The sequence below is a fragment of the Neokomagataea tanensis genome, assembly GCF_006542335.1.
Classification (GTDB): Bacteria; Pseudomonadota; Alphaproteobacteria; order Acetobacterales; family Acetobacteraceae; genus Gluconobacter; species Gluconobacter tanensis.
This window is the reverse complement of sequence record NZ_CP032486.1, coordinates 20,328-40,870: the sequence shown is the minus strand read 5'-3', so window position 1 is coordinate 40,870 and position 20,543 is coordinate 20,328. Positions and strand designations below refer to the sequence as shown.

The following is a 20,543-nucleotide window of genomic DNA, read 5'->3' as shown; positions in this document are numbered from 1 at the left end:
CGCTGCCGGTGTTAGCGTAGGGCTTGGTAGATGCGTGATTTCAAGGGCCGTCATTTTTGTGGTGAAGTGATCCTATGGGCAGTGCGCTGGTATTGTCGGTATGGGATTAGTTACCGCGACCTTGAAACCATGCTCTGTGAACGCGGTGTGAGCGTTGATCATTCAACGATCTACCGCTGGGTTCAGAGGTATACACCCGAGATGGAAAAACGCCCCCGCTGGTATTGGAAACGCCCGGGGTTTTCCAGCAGCTGGCGGGTTGATGATACCTGCATCAAGATCAAAGGGAAATGGGCGTATCTCTATCGGGCGGTCGATAAGGATGGGGATACGATTGATTTCTTCCTCTCACAGACCCGGAACGCCAAGGCTGCCAAACGCTTTCTGGGCAAAGCTTTGAATGGCCTGAGGGACTGGGAGAAGCCCGAGACAATCAACACGGATAAAGCCCCAACCTACGGCATAGCCATCAACGAACTCAAGAAGAACGGTAAGCTTCCCGATACGGTGAAATACCGTCAGGTGAAGTCTCTGAACAACGTGATTGAGGCCGATCACGGCAAGCTGAAACAACTGATTAAACCTGTCCGTGGCTTCAAAAGCCTGAAAACCGCTTATGCGACGATTAAGGGTTTTGAGGTCATGCGCGCCTTGAAAAAGGGACAAGCTGAACTCTTCCAATTCCAAGAGGGCATCATGGGAGAAGTGCGTCTCATCGAGAGACAATCCGGAGTTTACACCGTTTGAAAATCAAAACAAAAGAGATCCACGCGACCCAGACTTAACTTTGCAACAGGGCCGCCCAGAGGGTAGCGAGGCTATTTGATAAAGATAGTACGGGGAAAAAATTTAAAGATTTACCTGCTAAGGTACAAACTGCAATTATAGATTTGTCATATGTTATGGGGCCAGGATTTGGTTATGTTTCTAGTAAGGATAACGCAGCTGTAGCAAAGCACCAATTATGGAGTAGTTTCCGTACAGAAAACTATAAAGAAGCATCAGATAATATAAAACAAATTTTTGGAATTAAAGATTCCCGATAATTAGATAATACGAGACTTCTTGGAGAAGTAGAATGATTAAAATTTTCTTAATTATATTTATGATAATATTAAATACAATAAATATTGGAATATCTTTTTCCAAAGAAAAAGATATTCCAATAAATAATTTTTGTAATTACAAAAGGCTTCCTATTTATTTAAAAGAAATAATAGCAAAAATACCTAGAAGGTATAATTCGAATACAAAGTTTTCAGATATAGATTTCAATGATTATCTGATGTCTCTTTCAGGTAGAGAATTTAATAATTTCGAAGATTGCGAATTTAGTTTGTTAAAGACAAAATATTTTAATAAATTATCTAAAAATACTAAAGATGATATTATATCTACGTACAAAACGGCTGAATCAAATACTGTTCCAAATGGAAATCAGGAAATTTCCAACCTCGTATTTTTTACAACATGTCAACCAAGAGCGTGTACTGGCACCTTTGTAGGCCACATATTTTCACGTGAAGGTGAGTTAATTGGTATTTTAATCATGACGCCATCGTCATTATCGAATGAACCTTCTAAGGATCAAAAGAAAAATACAATACCAAGTGACCCTGTAGAAGGGTGGTCTTCTTTAATTAAAAACCCTAATAATGAATTTATTTGGGATGTAGAAGGATGGATTTCTCTAAATAAAAATTTTAACAAAAAATCAAATTGGGATTTTATAAAGGAATATGTAAGTAAAATACAAAAAGATTCGTCTTTTAATATGATTAATTTACATAATATTTCTGATTAATATTGGAGAGTTCGAAGAGCCCTTGATTGATTGCCCTTGCGCTTGATTTCTGGTTCCTGGTCCTGATTTTCACCCTGCGCTTTGAGCAAAGAGAGGGTTTCATACTCTGGATTGCTACGGAGCGGCGTTAATCCGCTCCAGAAGGAGAAAGCGGCGTATATTATGGACGATATTGGCCAGATCGATCCTCATAGTGGCCCGCGTTAAGCCTACGGTTCGGACGAACAGTCTTGTCTGTGATTTTTGATCGACAAAGACGCACTCGACGCGAGATCTGATCACCGACTTCCTCGGGCTTCTGTGGTTGCCGTCTGAAATGCAAGAAGTTTCTGGCCCTGATGTGCGAGTGATCGATTGCGGTCTTCTGTCAGGCCTTTGAACGCGGCATTTACAAAAGCCGCTGGCCGATATGGTGATCTGCGGATCGGGTCCAAATCTCTGTTCCGTATTTGAGAACACTGAGCCCTTGGCTGGTTTTCCTAATCCGGATCGGCTCGATCATGCGCCCATATGGGTCGTCGCTTTCTCACACCCCTTTACCGGTTCTGCTTACATACGACTGAGTTCAACTCATCTCGCAGCAGTCAGAACCGGATCCCGATAATTTTCGTGTTTTGTCAGCATGGCCCAAATCGTTCGGGCCATTTTGTTGGCCAGCGCGATCGCGACGAGCATACGCGGCTTGCAGGCCATCATCCGGGCCAGCCAGGAGCCCGGAACGGGAGGTTTACGCCCCGCCCAGCCTACACGCGACATTGCCCCTATGATCAACAATCGCCGAATGTCAGCCTGGCCGGCCTTCGAAACCCGCCCGAGCCTTTCCTTGCCACCAGACGAAAACTGCTTTGGAACCAGCCCAAGCCAAGCCGCAAAATCGCGTCCGCAGCGAAAAGTCTCCATTGCAGGTGCAAAAGCTTCCACGGCCAGGGCCGTCAAAGGCCCGACCCCAGGCATTGTCTCCAGACGCTGAGCCACACCGCTCTCTTGCGAAAGCCTGACCATCGCACGGGTCTTTTCTGCAATCTTCCTTGACTGCGCGTCGATCTGTTCGAGAAGGTCCCGACATTCCTGACGAACAAGAGTTGGAAGACGAACGCTTTCATCGTCGACCATCTCTTCAAGGCGCTTGAGATAGGTCATTCCTTTCGGAACCACCAGACCAAACTCATAAAGCGTGCTGCGAAGAGCATTCACCAGTTCAGTGCGCTGGTGAACCAGTCGATCACGGCAACGATATAAAACGGTCCGTGCCTGCTGATCTTCTGCTTTGGGTGTCACAAAGCGCATCTCCGGCTGCCGGGCAGCAATAACAATCGCTTCAGCGTCAGCTGCGTCGTTCTTCTGGCGTTTGACGAACGGGCGCACATATTGCGGTGCGATCAGCTTTACCTCGTGACCCGCATTCACCAATTCCCGTGCCCAATAATGAGCACTTCCACACGCTTCCATGATAACAAGCGCCGCCGGTTGGCTGGCCATAAACTAAAGGAATTGTGGACGGCGGATCTTCTTGCGGAACAGTAAATCCCCCGTGATGGAAGCTGCGTGAATCTGGAAAACGTTCTTTGCCAGATCAATGCCAATCATCGTATCGTTCATCTGCCGTTCTCTCTTACTCGTGGCTATTCACATCTACCACGTTGGCACATACCGATGCCGTTAGGGGAGGACGGCAACCACCCCATCTCTGTTGCAAAGTTGAATTTTCGGCTGATTTCACGTCGACACAAAAATCCAAACACCTATAAAATCAGTAAGTTATTTATATCGTAATCAACACGAAAACGGCAATTTTAGAACTTTGCAACAGAGCCCGCCATAATGCGTTGCGCTCCGGAACCACATCCTTTCTCGGTAGGTTGCAGAGTCTTGGCTAAGGACCGTGATCCAGTACCCATATGGCGCATCTGTAGTCGGTTCAGCTATGACGATGTCGCCCGCAAGGGGGCCGTGTTCTATGACACGGATCTCCTGATTGTTGTTACTACCAACCGTTTGGACAAACAGGGATTGGAACCGATCCTCTCTGCGGTCGTAGGCTAGCACCTGCGTCATTATCCAATGGCTGCCATTGACATCACCACAAGCTAAACTCTTCCAGTTCCAAGAGGGCATCATGGGAGAAGTGCGTCTCATCGAAAGACAATTCAGCCTCTAAACCGTTCGAAAATCAAAACAAACAGGATGCACGCGGCTTTAACCTAACTTTGCAACAGGGCCGCGGTTTCCGACAAGATGCTCAACCTTGCAACAGGGTCCGCAATTCTCCTTCTCAACCCTCGTATGCAATACAAGTTGATAATGATTTCTCAAACACTAGGGTCGCCCGGAACCCACTGTTTTGTGTAGGTACGGGGGAATCAAATTTGACAGACACTTCTAATTGTCGCGCAACACTGGTCACGATGGCCAGGCCAAGACCGCTCCCTTCCACATCCCGCGAGCCGCGCTCGAACGGTTCGAGCAAACGTTTGAGTGCAACAGTATCGATGACGTCACAGTCGTTGTCGATCTGCACGACGCCTGACGGACCGACGACGATGCGGATCATTGATCCACCAGGACTGTGGTTCAACGCATTTTCCAGAAGGTTTCGCAACATGATGCCGATCGCATCGGGATCTCCCTGCACGATGAAATCAGGGGTGCCGCAATTGTGAAACTCGATACGATCATCCTTTGCAAGATCCCGCCGTAGCAAATCAATTAAAAAGACGAGATTACACAGTTCGCTCGTATACGCGACTCCTGAGGCAGCTCGGGATAATTGCAACAATTTATCCGTAATGCGACCGATACGCTTGGCTTGTTCGACGATCAGTACTGAGGTGTCGAACGATGGATGTCCATTTAGCTGGCCTTGGAGCAATTGCGCCTGCGCCAGCTGGGAGGCGATCGGATTGCGTAACTCATGGGCGGCATTAGAAGCGAATGCGCGTTCTGTCGCCAATGCCGATGTCAGGCGCGCCAGCAACGAATTGACCGCGGCCTGGATCGACGCCAGTTCGGGCGGCAGGTCCTGCGCCGGGATCGGCGTCAGGTTGCTTCCGTTGCGGGCCTGAATTTCAGCTCGTAATCGTACGACTGACGTCAGGGAACGCTGCACAATCCAGGTCACCAACAACCAGATAATGGGAAAAAGAGCGGCCAGCGGCGCAAGCGTCAGCAAAACCGCCCGCAGCACGGCTTCATGCCGGTGGAAATTCGGCTCGCCCACTAGGATGATCTGCTGGTTGACCTGCGAGTGCGCGACATAGACACGGAAGGAGGGTTGGGAATAAAATCCGTCCTTGAGCGGGACGCAGAAAGGGCGTTCCGGTGCATTTTGCGACCGCAACACCATGCCGCCATCCGGCATGACCACCTGATAGGCTAGCGTCCGACGATCAACATGCGGTACGCGAGCCACGGCTGCAATACCCTCGGCCGCATCGGAGCGGCGCCAGTCCGACACCACGATGGCCAGACGCTCCGCGACCTCCTGCAATGAATTGTCCAAGCGTTCCGTGACCTCGAACCGTGTGAACGATGCCAGCGTGATGCCAAGGCCGATTAACGCACCTGATACGACGATCAGGACCCCCGATACGATCCGTGCCGACAGGCTCCATCGACCCGTCATACGTCCTCCGAACTGCCAGCCAGCGCGTAACCGCGCCCACGAAGGGTGCGGATCGCATTGGAGCCTATTTTCTTGCGGATGCGGCTGACGAAAACCTCGATAGCGTTGCTTTCGACCACCTCGCCGAGACCATACAGCGCGTCCTCGATCTGCTCTTTCGAGCAAATCGCGCCCGGCCTGCGGGCCAGAAGTTCAACCACGGCCCATTCGCGGGCCGTCAGGTCGATCGCATTTCCCGCATAAGATACGCACCGTCGAGCTAGGTCGATTTCCGTGTCGCCACGTCGGATCGTGTTGATGGGCAGCGCCACGTATCGCCGTGCCACCGCATCAATCCGGGCGATCAGTTCGTTGAGATCAAATGGTTTGACCAGATAATCGTCCGCTCCGTCCGACAGGCCGCCGATCCGGTCGCGGATCTGGTCCATGGCCGTGGTGATCATGACGGCGGCGGATGTTTTTCTGGCGCGGATCTCGCGTAAGAAAACGCGACCATTGCCGTCCCGCAAGCCTAGGTCCAGCAAGACAAAATCATAGGTAAACGCCTTGAATGCTGCGCGCGCGTCCGCCAGCGTCGCCACCCAGTCTGCGACATGGCCCGCCTGCCGCACACGCTCCGCCACGGCTGCCCCCAAGGCAGGTTCGTCCTCAACCACTAGAATTCTCACGACTGTCTACCGCCGAAAAGCCGGGCATAGAACGCCGGTAGCAACAACAATGTTAGGGCGGTGGACGAAACGAGCCCACCGATGACCACGCTAGCCAGCGGGCGCTCGACCTCAGCACCAGCACCAGCGGAAAAAGCCATAGGAAAAAAGCCGAGCATGGCAACGGATGCAGTCGCGATGACGGGACGAAAACGTGAGCGTGCGGCGGCAAAAGCCGCATCGCCAGGCGTCATGCCGGCCTTGCGATACAAACCGATCTGACTGAGCAGCACGACACCATTTAGAATAGCGACGCCGAAAAGGGCGATGAACCCGATCCCTGCGGCGATGCTGAAAGGAAACCCCCGAAACACCAGCATGAAGATACCTCCTGTCGCCGCGACCGGCAGGTTGACGAACACAAGTGCCGCAGCGCCCTGTGACTCCAACGCCACCACCAGCAGGCCGTATATCAACCCAAGCGCGATCGGCACCACGATATTTAGCCGGGCCATCGCCGATTGAAGATTGCGGAATTGTCCCGCCCAGACAATGTGATATCCGTGCGGCAAGAAGACGGCGCGCGCCACCGCCTTTTGGGCGTCGGTCACGAACGAACTGGTGTCGCGGCCACGAACGTTGGCCTGAATGATGATACGTCGTTGCAAGCCGTCGCGATCGATGCGTGGCGGTCCGTCGAGCGTTGCGATACGCGCCACTTCGCTCAGCAGCACCCAGCCTTTCCCGTCAGCACGACGAATCTGCAGATCGCCGATGCGATCAACATTCGTCACGAATGACGGATCAAGGCGGACTTGGGTTCCCACGATGGCATTGTCGACGATCACGGGCTTGCCGGCGCGGCCGCCGATCGCTTCAACCATGGCCAGGATATCGGGAACCGCTACACCAAGCCTAGCTGCGGCATCGCGATTGACGTCGATCCGAAGGAACGGAACGGTTCCGTCTCCCTGCACCTGAACGTCCGCCGCACCGGAGACGCTGCGCAACACGGTCGCGGTTTTCGCGGCCAACGCGCCGAGACGATCGAGATCCTCGCCGTAGATGAACACCGCCAGTTGTGTCCGAACGCCCGACAGCAAATCGTCCATACGCATCTGAATAGGCTGCGAAAAGGAATATTCCGCATCGGGCAATTCGCGCTGGAGGGTTGCGCTCAGGTCGGCAACCAGCGCTTCCTGGGTCATCCCGGTAGGCCAGGTCGACGAGGGCTTGAGCAGAACGAAGCTGTCGGTTTCATAAGGGCCCATCGGATCGGTCGGAATCGCAGCCGTGCCCGTGTTGCTAACGATCGTGGCGACCTCTGGAAACCCCCGCACGATGCGTTCCTCGCGCGTCACATCTGCCAGAACGGTCGCTAGCGACGCGCTTGGCAAGCGCACTGACGTCACGACAAGCGACCCTTCTTTCAGTTGTGGTACAAATTCGCCCCCCAATCGACTACCCATCAGGGCGGCCGTGGCGACGACGACAGCCACAATGCCAATTAGCAGCTCCGCCCTGGTTCGGCTCCAGTCAAGCGCGCGTTCGTAATGTCGGCGCATGCTTGCAATGAGTCGAGTTTCTCGATCGGGCGGGCTGCGACGCAACAAGAGGCTTGCTATCAACGGCACGCCCACAAAACCGTAAATCAAGGATGCCAGAAGTGCCATGATGACCGTCTGGGCCATCGGTTTGAACATTTTGCCCTCGATCCCCTGTAGGGTGAGGATCGGTAGGTAGACCATGATGATGACGGCGATCGCAAAGATAACCGGGCGCGCGACCAACCGTGTGGTGTGGATCGCAAGCCGTGGAAGCGCTGCGGAATTGGGACGGTTGCCCCGCTCAGCCATCAGATGCTCGACGATGACGAGGGCGCTATCGACGATCATCCCGAAATCGATGGCGCCCAAGCTCAGCAGATTGGCCGATACGCCGAACAGGCGCATACCGGCCATCGCCGCAATTAGCGCAACCGGGATGACGCTTGCGATCGCAAGCGACGCGCGCCAGTCGCCTAGCACCACGACGAGAACCAGCAGCACTAATGCCGCGCCTATCACGAGATTTTCCTTAATCGTTGTGATCGTCTGATCGGTCAGCGTGGTTCGGCTGTAGAACGGATCAAGGCTGATACCCGTCGGCAGTGCCTGGCGGATGGCAGGAAGGGCGGCCCTGATGCCGGTGATCGTCGCATTCGAGCTCGCCCCGATCTGCATCATGACGACACCGTTGACGATCTCGCCTTGGCCATCGCGCGTCACGGCGCCGAGCCGCATGCGCGCAGCTTCGGAGATGATGCCCAGATCACGCAACCGAATGGCGTTTCCGCGGTCCCCGAATTTCACGGGTATGGCGCCGAATGCGTCCAGGCCCTGGACTAGCGAACGACCGACAATGACTTGCGCTGTCGCTCCCTGTGCGATCCAGCCGCCGCCGGACGCGGCGTTGTTTTCCTCAATCGCCCGGTCGACCTGAGCTATAGAAATATCTAATGCGCGCAGGCGAGCAGGCTGAAGGGCGATCTGGAACGTTTCTTCCGCGCCGCCATTGACGTTGACGTCGGCCACGCCCGGCACAAGCTTGAGCATGGGGGCTACCGTCCATGTCATTAGCCGGTTCAGCGTCATGGGCGAAAAGCCCGGACCCTTGAGCTGAATCTGCATGATCTCGCCCATGCCTGTTGCGCGCGGGCCGAGCATTAGGGTCGCGTTGGGAACGGTGATGTTGCCGCGCGCGATGTCCAGACGCTCCGATACGCGGGTCCGGTCTAGATCGATGTCGGTATCATCGGCGAACTGGAGATAGATCGCGCTGACCCCGGTGCGTGACACCGAGCGTAGATCCGTCGTGCCGGGGATTCCCGTCAGCGCCGTTTCGACGGGCAGGGTGATGAGCTTTTCCACCTCTTCCGTCGCCAGTCCGGGGGCCGTGACGGACACCATGACCTGCCGGGGCGAAATATCCGGCGCGGGCTCGACCGGCAAGCCGGGAATGGTCGCCAACCCGCCTAGCATCAGAGCTATGATCAGCCCGAGCATGACGCCGCGATTTTTGAGCATGAATTCCAGCACGTTCATGACCTGTCAGTTGGCATCGCTGGACAGCGCCGCGACTGCGCGCAGAGCGAAACTTCCATCCGTCACGACCTTGTCGCCGGTTGCGAGTGATCCTTCAACTATGGCCGTGTCCTCGCCGATCAAACGGACGTGCACCATTCTGGCGAAGAAGGTTTCTGGACCTGCTTGGACGAAGACCACCGTATGTGCGCCCATGCGCTGTAGAGCACTGCGGGGAACTTCGAGACCGTCGGCCTGCCGGGTCGTATCGATCGTCGCATCCAGCATCGTACCCGGCCGGAGCAGCGTGCTTGGGCCCTTGGCCCGCGCGATAACGCGCACGAGCCCCGTCGCCGGGTCGGCCACGCCGTCGATGGTTGAAATCGTCGATAGCACGGGGGTCGCGGCAGGGTCTCCTGGTGGGCGAAAGCGGATCGCATTACCCGGGGCCAACCTAGCCGCGGCATCCGGCACGATCTCGGCCGTGATCCAGACGCAGGATAGGTCGGCCACTTCCGCGACAATGGTCTGTGGGCTGATATCGGTGGCTACGCCGACCGGGATGGACCGCACGACCCCGTCAACCGGCGCGATCAGGGCGGATTCTTCCTCGTGTTCGATGCGCTCGGTCGGGGAATTGAACTCTTCGGCCAAACGGTGCTCGATCGTGTCGATATCGGCCTGGCGGGCAATAACTGTGTCACGATCTTCCTGCACGATCGCTTGCCGGCGTTTGACCTCGCCCGTTGCTACGGCCGCCCCTGCAAGGGCTCGACCCCGGCCGTAGGCTGCTTCGGCCTCGGACAGCGCGGCATATGCCGCACCCAGTGCGGCATATGCCTGCTTCTTTTGAAGGGCCATGATATGCAACGAATGATCGGTGTAGGTCAGCAGGACCTGCCCCTGCCGTACGGTTTGCCCCGGTGTGACCAATACGGACAACACCTTGCCGTCGCCTGCGGGGCGTATCGTGACCGAGCGCCCTGTATCGATATCGACTCGCGCCATCGCGGAAAGCGTGGCGCGGAGCGTGCCGGCGTGGACGATCTCGGTCTTCAGCTCTTCGTTCGCCTGTGCCAAGCGATCCATGCGGATCTCTTCCGCCATTGCGCGAACCGACAGCAGACAGGTGGCCCCTAGGGTGATTCCTAGGGCACCCCCGAGGACGATCCGCCGCGCCGTCATGGCGTCGCACCGATGGAAATCAGCAATCGGGCGATCGCCGCATGCCACGCAACCTCGGCTGCCTCGTGCGATTGGCAGGCTGACAGAGCTGCCTGATGTGCACGCAGAGCTTCGATCACGGATGTCTCTCCTATGCGCCACGCACGCGTCATCTGCGCTTGTCGATCCGATAATGCGGCGCATTGCGATCGCACCTCGTTCAGGATGTCCACCGACGCACGCAGCCGCGCGAATGTGTGGGAATATTCCGAGCCTACGATCTGGCGCGCCCGCAACAGATCGCGCTGCGCATCCGCCTCGGCGCGAACCTTGCGCATGAGTTGTGGTTCGTGCTGGGACCGGCTTGGCAACTGCATCGCCACCTGCACACCGACCGCCGTGTCCCACAACGCCTCGAATTGCTTTTGGCGAACGACTTGGATGCCCGCGCTAGGTGCCGGCATCCAGGTCCGCCGCGTCACGTCGAGCGACGCATCCGCCGCCCGAACGACCTTGTCCGCATAAATCACCCTCGGATCGCGTTCGACGACCAACCGCTCCTGAATGTTGCCCTGCCGGTCAAGAAAGCGCCCGTCAATTGTCATGATGTCTGGCAGCGCGTCCGAGCCCGTAAGCCGTGATAGATCGGCGCGATAGCCGGCAAGTCGTTCCGTGGACTGCGCCTGCTGAGCACCAATATCGCTGAGGAAGGCGAAGACGGCATCGCGATCGGTACGGGCTTCCTCGCCTACAGCGAAGGCGTGATCCGAGCGTTCGGCTATGTCGCCGGCTACACGGTATTCAGTGGACAGTACGGCGAGGCGGCGTTCTTCCGTCCGTGCCGCCGATGCAATGTCAAGAACCTGGATAGCGATGGCCATGCGTTCCATGTCGGCATTAGCGCGCGCCACCGCCTTGTCGGCCAGTGCGGCACGTTCGGTCGCTGTGCCTTGGCCAGGCAGCCAGAATGGCATCGAAATCTGCCCCTGGTAGGTTGTATAGCCTTGGTTGCTGCCGATGAAATGATCGTCGAGATACTGGGCATTAATGATGGCGCCGGCCGGGAACCAAGTGCGCGCGGCCGAGGCCTCGGTGTCCGCCGCCTGTGCTGCGACATGCAGCGCAGCTTGGGCCGGATCGCGCGTCCATGCCGCGCGCACAGCGTCATGGAACGACCACGTCTTGGCGTTTGCATGCGCGTTCAAAGCAATGACGCAGCCCACGGCGATGATAGCAGTGCGGTATTGGCCGCGCAGACGCCGCGCGCAAGGTGGGTAGAGCTGCATCTTATCTCCCTGCCAGCTTCTGACTTATTCGCAAGCTAGCAGAGAAAGCTTACAACATGCTGAATGTTGCGAAGCCGAATTTATATTGCCACCTTTTACTCCAAACGTTTCGTCGCAGGCCCTAATTGTAAAGCTAGGGGCCCTGTTGCAAAGTTTGATCTCTTACCTGAAACTGTCATAAATTTGCGGTGGGGTGGTTAATGTGAGTGGTTTCAAGGTCGCGGCAGCTAATCCCATAGCGGCAATACCAGCGCACCGCCCATAGGATCACTTCACCACCAAAATGACGACCCTTAAAATCACGCATCTGCCAAACCCTACTCTAACTACCGGCAGGGGTTTCCAACAGGATGCTCAACTTTGCAACAGGGCCATCATCGCCTCTAATGTTTGAACCGTATTTTCAAACATTAGAGGCGATGATGGCGATGTTCTTTTAAAGTCTGATTATAACGCAACGCGATTATTCAAGGCGTTTATCAGGTGCATCAAAGCAATCTGCACACGTTCGAAGACTGCCCGTGTGCGTGGCATAGGGGGGATGCAGAATGTCGGATTTCTGTTAAAACTTGCGATAAAGCTACCATTATTTACCTCCTTACTTCGTATTACTTGAGTAGAAAGACTGTACAAAAGGGGTGGAGCGGGGATCCGATTTCAGTTAATATTTTATTAAATTAGGCATAATTTATACAAATAATGTTCATGATTGCGTGATAGTTACGAAATTTTTATAATTGAACCATCCTATACCCGACACCCGTTTCAGTAATAATATATCGTGGCCTCTCTGGATCAATTTCGATCTTTTGACGTATCTGCCGGATATAGACGCGAAGCTGTTGAACATCGCCCGTTGCTCCCCATAGCTGACTCATGATTGTCTGGTGTGTTAGAACCCTTCCCGCATAACGAACCAACATACGCAAGATATCCCACTCCCGTGGTGAAAGCCGGATCTCATCCTCGCTTCGAAAGATCTGGCGGCGTACAAGATCGATTGTCAGATCACCTGACACAAACTGCGGAATGGTGCCTTCTTGCTGTAAGGCGTGTCGCAAGGCATTGCGCATGCGGGCGATAAGTTCAGCCATGCTGAACGGCTTTGTTACATAGTCATCAGCACCCGCTTCAAGGGCTGCAACTTTGCCCCGTTCGTCATCACGGACCGAAAGGATCACGACGGGCAGAGTTGGGTGAGCACCTCTCAGACGTCGAAGAACGTCTACGCCGTCCATGTCTGGAAGCCCCAGATCAAGCACAACGATGTCCGGCACGACCTCCGTTGCCATGTTCAGGGCCATTTTTCCCGTTCGGGCTTCTGTTACGCGCCAAGACTGGCTGACGAGCGACGTTCTAAGAAGCCGACGAATGGCAGGCTCGTCATCCACAATCAGTACCAACGGATCGCTCATTGTGTATTTTTCTCATCTAAAAGAAATGTCAGGATCAACTCTGCGCCCGAACGATCCTGTCGATTGCGCGCCATAACTTTTCCTCCCATGGCTTCAATGAAACCCCGGGAGATGGCAAGCCCCAGACCAGTTCCAGGTCTGGATCGATCAGCAGATTTGAAGCGCTTGAATTTACTGAAGGCCATTTCGGGGTCGCTAGCCGAAAACCCTTCCCCTTCATCTTTAATATGAATGAGAAGACTGCCGGGGACATAGGACGCTATTATGATTATTTTCGTCCCCGGGTTGGTATATTTTCCAGCATTGTCGAGAATATTAAAAAGCGCCTGTTCCAGAAGAACGTCGTCCAGAAGCGGCATTGGCAAATCAGGTTCAATGAGTATCTCGATCTCGTGATCGGACAACAGGTCTGCAGCACGGGAAAGCGTACTTGCAATGACCTCGCCAACATCCACGGGTTCCCGACGTGGCTGGAGAGCACCGGCTTCAAGGCGGGTCATGTCCAGCAGATTGGCGACAAACCGATTGAGCCTTTCGGCTTCGTCGTGAATCGTCGAAAGTAGCTCCTTGCGCGCAGTTTCATCGAGCTCCTCGCCATAACTTTCGAGGCTGGATGTTGCGCCTAGAATGGAAGCCAGAGGAGTCCTCAGATCGTGGGAAATCGACGTCAGTAATGCTCCCCGTAATTTATCGGTTTCGACATCGAGGCGTGCCTGGTCCAGTTCCCCAGCCAAAAGAATACTCTTAATGGCAGATGCGGTCTGATCGGCCAAGGCATCCAGCAGCCCCTGCTGTTCAAGGTCGAGAATGGGTCCTGTTCTTTCCGCATGAAGGCCGATCACGGCAACTGGTCCACGTCCGGTTCGCAGAGGGATGAAGAGCCATTTCCCTCCCGGAAGATTATCCGATCCTCGGCCCGCTATTTTATTGTGCTTCCAGGCCCATGTTGCTGCCGCCAGATCGTCGGCCCCAATGATTTTTCCGCCGTTATAGGACGCCTTGACTTCCAGATTCTCACTGTCAGGCAGCAACATGGCCACCTCACAGTCGAGCATTGTTGCGATCTGATGGCTTGCAGACCACAGTAGATCGTCGAGTTTAATGATCCCCGTGATTGTGCGGCTGAAATGATACAGCGATTGCGTGATATCCGCCCGGTGTCGCGCCACAACGGCCTGGTTTCGGACACGCGCCCCAAGATTGCTGGCGATGACAGCCGTTGCAAAGAAGAAGAACAGGGCAACGACATTATCAGGGGCCGCAATCGTCAACGTATAAAGAGGAGGCAAAAAAAAGAAATTGAAACAAAGCATCCCCAGCAGGGACGCCCATAGCGATGGCCAGAGACCGTAGGCCACCGCCACGCCGAGGATAGCGGTCAAAAAGGCCAGTGAAACATTACTGACCTCAAAGCCCCGACGCAACAGGAGTGCTACCGCCAGCGTGCTGAGAACGATCAGGGTAGCCGTTACATACGGGCCAACCTTGAAAGGTTCGACATTGCTGTTTTGTTCTGTCACCGCATTGTCACCGGGAGAACGTGGCACGACATGCACAGGAAAACCCTGCGCACACTGGATCAGACGCTCCGTCGTTGCGCGTCCCAACCATTGCCGGATCCGCCCGCGCCACCCGTGACCGGCAGGATGTGCCGCCACGATTTGTGTCACGTTCTGCATCCTTGCATAGGCAACAGCATCAAGTGCTACGTCTTGGCCTGGGATCGTGACCGTCTCCGAGCCCAAGGACTGCGCCAGATGCATCTGAGACGCCATTCTTGCACGAGCTGTATCGCTCAGATCACGGTTCGTTTCGACATGGAGCACGATCCAAGGAGCATGAAGACGATCAGCAAGACGCTTGCCATAGCGCAGGAGGCTGGCATCCCCGTCCTGAAGGGTCAGGCAGACCATGATCCGCTCGCCTGCCGCCCATGGTCCGGCAATCGCGTTGGCCTTCATGTGATCAACAAGCTGCGCGTCGACCTGCTGTGCGGTCTGACGTAAAGCAAGCTCGCGCAAAGCCGTCAGGTTACCTGGAGAAAAATAATGAAGCAGTGCCCTGCCAGCGGTGTGTTCGGTATAGATTTTGCCGTCACGCATCCGTTGTAACAAATCGTTCGGGGTCAGATCGATAAGCTCAACCTCATCCGCGTCCCCGATCACGTGATCGGGGACCGTCTCCCGCACACGGATCCGCGTGATGGATGCGACGATATCGTTAAGACTTTCAAGGTGCTGGACATTGACGGTCGTCAGAACGTCGATTCCGGCAGCAAGAAGTTCCTCGACATCCATCCAGCGCTTCGGATGGCGTGATCCCGACGCGTTTGTATGTGCCAGTTCGTCCACGGCAACGACCCGTGGTGCCCGCCTGAGCACCACATCGAGATCCATCTCTGTCAGGATCCGGTTTCGGTAGGTGTTAGTGCGCAAAGGCACCAGTTCCAGCCCGTTCACCAGCGCTGCCGTCTCAGAGCGGCCATGCGTTTCGACCACGCCAATCACGACGTCCATACCGTCGCGCTGCAACTGATGTGCAACCGTCAGCATTTCGAATGTCTTGCCGACACCGGGCGCCGCACCAAGGAAAACCTTGAGCCGGCCGCGTTTGTGGCTGTCACCGTTCAGCATGGTCTGTCGAAGAAGGGCGTCAGGATCCGGGCGGATGAGATGTGTCTCCATTACCTGTGCAGGGCGTCCAGAGCCATGTTGAGTTCCAGCACATTAATATGCGGCTCGCCAAGCCACCCCATGAGGGGATGTACAATCATGTGCTCCACCAGTTCCCTAATCGTCTCCTCGGAAAGATTACGCACGCGTGCAATACGCTTGACCTGAAAAAATGCAGCCTGCGGCGAGATATCAGGGTCCAGACCGCTGGCTGACGTCGTCACCAGATCCATCGGAATTGACCAGCCGGCCGCAACCGCCTCGGGATTTTCCGCTCTTACTTGCGCCAGAGCTGCGGCCACACGCTCAACGAGTGCTTTTGATGTCGGGCTGGCGTTAGACGCCATCGAAGCCGCAGCGTTATAGGGCGTCGGGACACTCTTTGTCGGATCGGTCGGATCAGCGCCTGTCGTTGCCGAAGGACGGCCGTGGAAATAGCGGGACTGCGTGAAATTCTGGCCGATCAGTGAAGAACCAACGGTTTGTTCGCCATTATGGATCAGACTGCCGGTCGCCTTGTCCTGCATCAGAACGCTCGAAACAACTGTCATGCCTAATGGATAAATCAGGCCCGTGAGAATGGAAAGAAGCCCGAAAATCACCAGCGCGGGACGAAGTTGACGGATAAGAGTCATGCCATTGTCCTCAGGCCAGACCAATGCTCGTCACGAGCATGTCTATGAGTTTGATTCCGATGAACGGGACGATCAGGCCGCCAATGCCGTAAATCAGGAGATTGCGCCTTAGAAGCGACGCCGCGCCTACCGGACGGTAACGAACACCCCTCAACGCCAGAGGAATGAGCGCGATGATGATCAGGGCATTGAAAATGATCGCTGAGAGCACTGCGCTTTCCGGTGTGGCAAGATGCATGATGTTCAATGCTGAAAGCGCTGGATAGAAGCCCACAAACATCGCAGGAATAATGGCGAAATATTTGGCAACATCGTTGGCGATCGAAAACGTCGTCAAGGCTCCCCGCGTCATCAGAAGTTGTTTTCCTATCCCCACGATTTCAATGAGTTTCGTCGGATCACTGTCCAGGTCAACCATGTTGCCGGCCTCGCGTGCCGCGACCGTTCCCGTATTCATGGCCACCCCAACATCGGCCTGCGCGAGAGCCGGAGCATCATTGGTACCATCGCCGCACATGGCTACCAGCTTGCCAGACGCCTGCTCCGAACGGATCAGTGCGAGCTTTGCTTCCGGCGTTGCCTGCGCAAGGAAGTCATCGACACCACTCTCTGCAGCAATCGCTGCAGCCGTCAGGGGATTATCTCCGGTGATCATGACGGTTCGGATGCCCATCCGTCGCAGTTCTGCGAAGCGTTCGCGGATACCGCCCTTGACGACGTCCTTCAGATGTACCACGCCAAGCAGGCGCGTGTTATCCGCTACAGCAAGCGGCGTACCACCTTGACGGGCGATCTCGTCGGCGATCTGGCGGATCTGACCGACGGATGGCACAGCTTCCCCGAGATAGGCAATCACGCTGTCTACTGCGCCCTTGCGGATATGTCGGTCCCCGACATCCACGCCGCTCATGCGTGTCTGCGCTGTAAAGGGCACAAAATGCGCACCAAGGGCTTTCATATCCCGCCCGCGAATACCGAATTTCTCCTTCGCGAGCACAACAATAGAGCGCCCTTCGGGCGTTTCGTCGGCCAGGGATGCAAGTTGTGCGGCATCAGCAAGTTCGTGTTCCGTTACACCTGAGACAGGAGCGAATGCGGTAGCTTGTCTGTCACCGATGGTGATCGTCCCGGTCTTGTCGAGCAGCAGCGTATCGACGTCGCCTGCTGCTTCCACGGCCCTTCCAGACATGGCAAGCACATTGAAACGTATCAGGCGATCCATACCGGCAATACCGATCGCTGACAGCAGAGCACCGATGGTCGTCGGGATGAGTGTTACAAACAGCGCGACGAGGATCAAAACAGAAATATGACCCCCTGCATAATGCACAAAGCTTGGGATCGTCGCGACCGCGAATATGAAGATCAGCGTCATGCCGGCCAGGAGGATCGTTAGCGCAATCTCGTTGGGCGTTTTCTGGCGCTGTGCGCCTTCGACGAGCGAAATCATCCGGTCAAGGAAGGTGGAACCCTGAGCCGCAGTAATCCTCACGATGACCCAGTCGGACAGGACGCGTGTGCCACCCGTCACCGCGGATCGATCGCCACCACTTTCTCGGATCACGGGAGCGGATTCACCAGTGATGGCAGATTCATCCACTGATGCGATCCCACCGATAACTTCTCCGTCGCTCGGGATGAAGTCGTTCGCTTCAACCAGCACGATGTCGCCTACCGCAAGTTCAGGAGCCGGGATCTGCTCATACATACCGAAATGTGAGTAGACTCCGTCGTCATTGGCCAAGAGACGCTTTCCGAGTGTCTCGGTTCGGGTGCGGCGTAGACTGTCGGCCTGCGCCTTGCCACGCCCTTCCGCGACGGCCTCGGCGAAATTGGCGAAGAGGAGCGTGAACCAGAGCCAAAGATTGATCTGGATCGCAAAACCGAGATGGGTTCCTCCAATGATTATGTCGCGTACCAGCAGGACAGTCGTCAGAATGGTGACGACCTCTACGACGAACATGACCGGATTACGCCACATTATGCGCGGATCAAGCTTACGGAAGCTTTCCCTGATCGCGGACAGCAGAAGCGACGCCTGAATCAGGCTGCTCTGACTGCGATGTTCCGAATGCCGCCCGCCATGGTTGGCTTCGGAATGAGGTAACTGGAGTGCCATGAACAATGCGCCTCTTAGAACAGGGTGCCGCGCAGCATCGCGAGATGCTCGACGATCGGCCCGAGAGCGAGTGCAGGAAGGAAGGTCAGGCCACCCACGATCAGGATCACGCCTGTCACGAGGGCAATGAAAAGACCCGTATCGGTAGGAAACGTACCAAGCGTTGGAGTGGCAGTTTTTTTTGCTGCCATTGCCCCAGCAATGGCTAGTACGGGAATAATGACAAAGAAACGCCCCACCATCATGCCGATACCGAGCGTCACGTTCCAGAACGGATTTGCCGTTAAACCGGCGAACGCACTGCCGTTATTTGCCGCAGCCGATGTGTAGGCATAAAGCGCTTCGGTAAATCCGTGCGGGCCGCTTGCTGACAGGGCAGACAGGCCAGATGGCACAACAACAGCGAGCGCGGTAAAGCCGAGCATGACTAGCGGCAGGCACAAGACAGCCAGCATCGTCATTTTGATTTCGCGCGCTTCGATCTTTTTGCCGAGATATTCCGGCGTACGTCCCACCATCAGACCCGCCATGAAGACGGCGATAATGGCGAACAGAAGGAAGCCATAGAGACCCGACCCGACGCCACCGAAGATGATTTCGCCAAGCATCATGTTCACGAGCGGAACCATTCCTCCCAGTGGCAAAAAACTCTCGTGCATGGCGTTGACCGCACCGCAGGATGCATCAGTCGTTACCGTTGCGAACAGCGCTGAGCTTACGATCCCAAAGCGGGTTTCTTTGCCTTCCATATTGCCCAGAGACGGATCAATGCCGAGTGCGTGCAGCAAGGGGTTGGCATGTGCTTCGGACCAGTAGGTGACAACGGTTCCAACAAAGAACAAAGCTGCCATCGCGGAGAAAATTGTCCATCCCTGCCGCTCTCTGCCGACCATGCGTCCAAACATGTTAGTCAGTCCCGCGCCTAGCGCGAAAATGGCTAGCATTTGCACGAAATTGGTTAATGCATTTGGATTTTCAAACGGATGGGCAGAATTTACGTTAAAAAAACCACCGCCATTAGTCCCGAGCATTTTGATCGCTTCCTGTGATGCAACAGGACCAAGCGCGATCGTCTGGCGAGCTCCTTCGACCGTCTGAGCTGTGACAGAGCCGGCCAGAGTTTGCGGCACACCTTCAAACACGAAGAAAAGGCTCAGAACTACACAGATCGGCAAAAGGATATACAGCGTCGTCCGTACGAGATCAGCCCAGAAATTTCCTATTGACGTTGCACTGCGACGCGCAAATCCACGAATGACTGCTGCAGCGATCGCAATACCCGCTGCCGCTGAAACGAAATTCTGGACCGTCAACCCAAGCATCTGGGTGAGATGACTCATGGTCGTCTCGCCGCCATAGCTCTGCCAGTTTGTATTTGTCAGGAAACTTATGGCGGTATTATAGGCAAGATCGGGCGCAACGCCGGCCATGCCATTTGGATTGAATGGTAAGACGCCCTGAACACGCAAAAGCGTGTAAACCGCAATAAAGCAGATAACCTTGAAGACGATGACCGCGATCGCATATTGCGACCAGGACTGTTCCCGATCCTCGTGAAGGCCCGCAATGCGATAGATGCTGCGTTCGATCGGACCGAAGATCCGCCCGAGAACATGCTGTTCTCCTTCGAGAACACGTTTGAGGAAACCACCAAGCGGCCTTGTTATCGCAATGATGCAGATAAGGAAGGCCATGATAGTGACCCAGCCATAAAATGACATTGTTAGAACTTCTCCGGGCGCAGAAGAACCGCAGTCATGTAGACCAGAAGGCCAAACGTTACGACGCTGGCCATGATGAGTTCAAAGGTCATGATCAGACCCTTGTGCAAATGAAGATGTAGGCTACGCAGACGCAGAAGCCGAACACCCCAAGTGCGAGATATAGAATATCCAGCATGCGAGAATGCTCCTTGTGTGCATCTCGAAGTATCCGGCGGGACCGCATAGGAATGACAGATGAGAAGGTGACTATGTTTATAGGAAAGTCATAGGAATTTGCCCTAAAAAGCGGCTTTAATATCTTCCAGGACTTGTCGTGCGCGGTTCTCGGAGACTAGCTCCAGATCGTCGCTGGACCGGATACTATGTCAGATCCGGCTCATGGGGCGTTTCTTT

The 20,543-nt window shown here is 55.1% G+C and carries 13 protein-coding genes and 3 pseudogenes; 2 read left to right on the top strand and 14 right to left on the bottom strand.

Annotation, left to right across the window (positions count from 1 at the left end; genetic code table 11):
• Positions 1-30: 30 nt before the first annotated feature.
• Together D5366_RS11460 and D5366_RS11455 are read left to right on the top strand one after the other, a co-directional pair.
• A complete protein-coding gene (locus D5366_RS11460) occupies positions 31-747 on the top strand; it encodes an IS6 family transposase (RefSeq protein WP_141493993.1) in 717 nt (238 codons plus the stop codon).
• Positions 748-1,078: 331 nt separating this feature from the next.
• Entirely contained in the window at positions 1,079-1,804 is a 726-nt protein-coding gene (locus D5366_RS11455; protein WP_141493992.1) for a hypothetical protein, read from the top strand.
• A 114-nt stretch (positions 1,805-1,918) separates the two neighbouring features.
• Here D5366_RS11455 and D5366_RS11450 read toward each other — a convergent pair.
• From D5366_RS11450 to D5366_RS11385, 14 genes and pseudogenes are all read right to left on the bottom strand, one after another.
• A pseudogene (locus D5366_RS11450) lies at positions 1,919-2,092 on the bottom strand (IS5/IS1182 family transposase); the annotation flags it as partial.
• A gap of 282 nt (positions 2,093-2,374) precedes the next feature.
• Positions 2,375-3,403, bottom strand: a pseudogene (locus tag D5366_RS11445) (IS110 family RNA-guided transposase).
• Between the two features lie 673 nt (positions 3,404-4,076).
• Positions 4,077-5,426 (bottom strand): sensor histidine kinase, encoded by a 1,350-nt coding sequence (locus D5366_RS11440; protein WP_141493991.1) that lies wholly within the window; start codon positions 5,424-5,426, stop codon positions 4,077-4,079.
• Entirely contained in the window at positions 5,423-6,094 is a 672-nt protein-coding gene (locus tag D5366_RS11435) for a response regulator transcription factor (RefSeq protein ID WP_141493990.1), read from the bottom strand. Before D5366_RS11435 ends, D5366_RS11440 begins: the two co-directional genes overlap by 4 nt.
• A complete protein-coding gene (locus D5366_RS11430) occupies positions 6,091-9,156 on the bottom strand; it encodes an efflux RND transporter permease subunit (protein WP_141493989.1) in 3,066 nt (1,021 codons plus the stop codon). Before D5366_RS11430 ends, D5366_RS11435 begins: the two co-directional genes overlap by 4 nt.
• Before the next feature lie 6 nt (positions 9,157-9,162).
• Entirely contained in the window at positions 9,163-10,242 is a 1,080-nt protein-coding gene (locus D5366_RS11425; protein ID WP_170211109.1) for an efflux RND transporter periplasmic adaptor subunit, read from the bottom strand.
• Between the two features lie 74 nt (positions 10,243-10,316).
• On the bottom strand, positions 10,317-11,585 hold the full coding sequence (locus D5366_RS11420; protein WP_141493987.1) for a TolC family protein: 1,269 nt from the start codon (positions 11,583-11,585) through the stop codon (positions 10,317-10,319).
• Between the two features lie 211 nt (positions 11,586-11,796).
• Positions 11,797-11,892 (bottom strand): annotated as a pseudogene (locus D5366_RS11415) (IS6 family transposase); the annotation flags it as partial.
• Positions 11,893-12,316: 424 nt separating this feature from the next.
• Positions 12,317-13,000: a response regulator gene (locus D5366_RS11410; protein ID WP_141493986.1), complete on the bottom strand. Its 684-nt coding sequence runs from the start codon at positions 12,998-13,000 to the stop codon at positions 12,317-12,319.
• A complete protein-coding gene (locus D5366_RS11405) occupies positions 12,997-15,684 on the bottom strand; it encodes a sensor histidine kinase (RefSeq protein ID WP_141493985.1) in 2,688 nt (895 codons plus the stop codon). The genes D5366_RS11410 and D5366_RS11405 overlap by 4 nt, the downstream gene beginning before the upstream one ends.
• Positions 15,684-16,307 (bottom strand): potassium-transporting ATPase subunit KdpC, encoded by a 624-nt coding sequence (gene kdpC, locus D5366_RS11400; RefSeq protein ID WP_141493984.1) that lies wholly within the window; start codon positions 16,305-16,307, stop codon positions 15,684-15,686. Before kdpC ends, D5366_RS11405 begins: the two co-directional genes overlap by 1 nt.
• Positions 16,308-16,317: 10 nt before the next feature.
• Positions 16,318-18,426: a potassium-transporting ATPase subunit KdpB gene (gene kdpB, locus D5366_RS11395; RefSeq protein WP_141493983.1), complete on the bottom strand. Its 2,109-nt coding sequence runs from the start codon at positions 18,424-18,426 to the stop codon at positions 16,318-16,320.
• Between the two features lie 14 nt (positions 18,427-18,440).
• Positions 18,441-20,147, bottom strand: coding sequence for a potassium-transporting ATPase subunit KdpA (gene kdpA / locus D5366_RS11390; protein ID WP_141493982.1), 1,707 nt, complete (start codon positions 20,145-20,147; stop codon positions 18,441-18,443).
• A gap of 2 nt (positions 20,148-20,149) precedes the next feature.
• Complete coding sequence (locus D5366_RS11385) at positions 20,150-20,239, bottom strand: potassium-transporting ATPase subunit F (RefSeq protein WP_141493981.1); 90 nt, start codon at positions 20,237-20,239, stop codon at positions 20,150-20,152.
• Between the last annotated feature and the right edge of the window lie 304 nt (positions 20,240-20,543).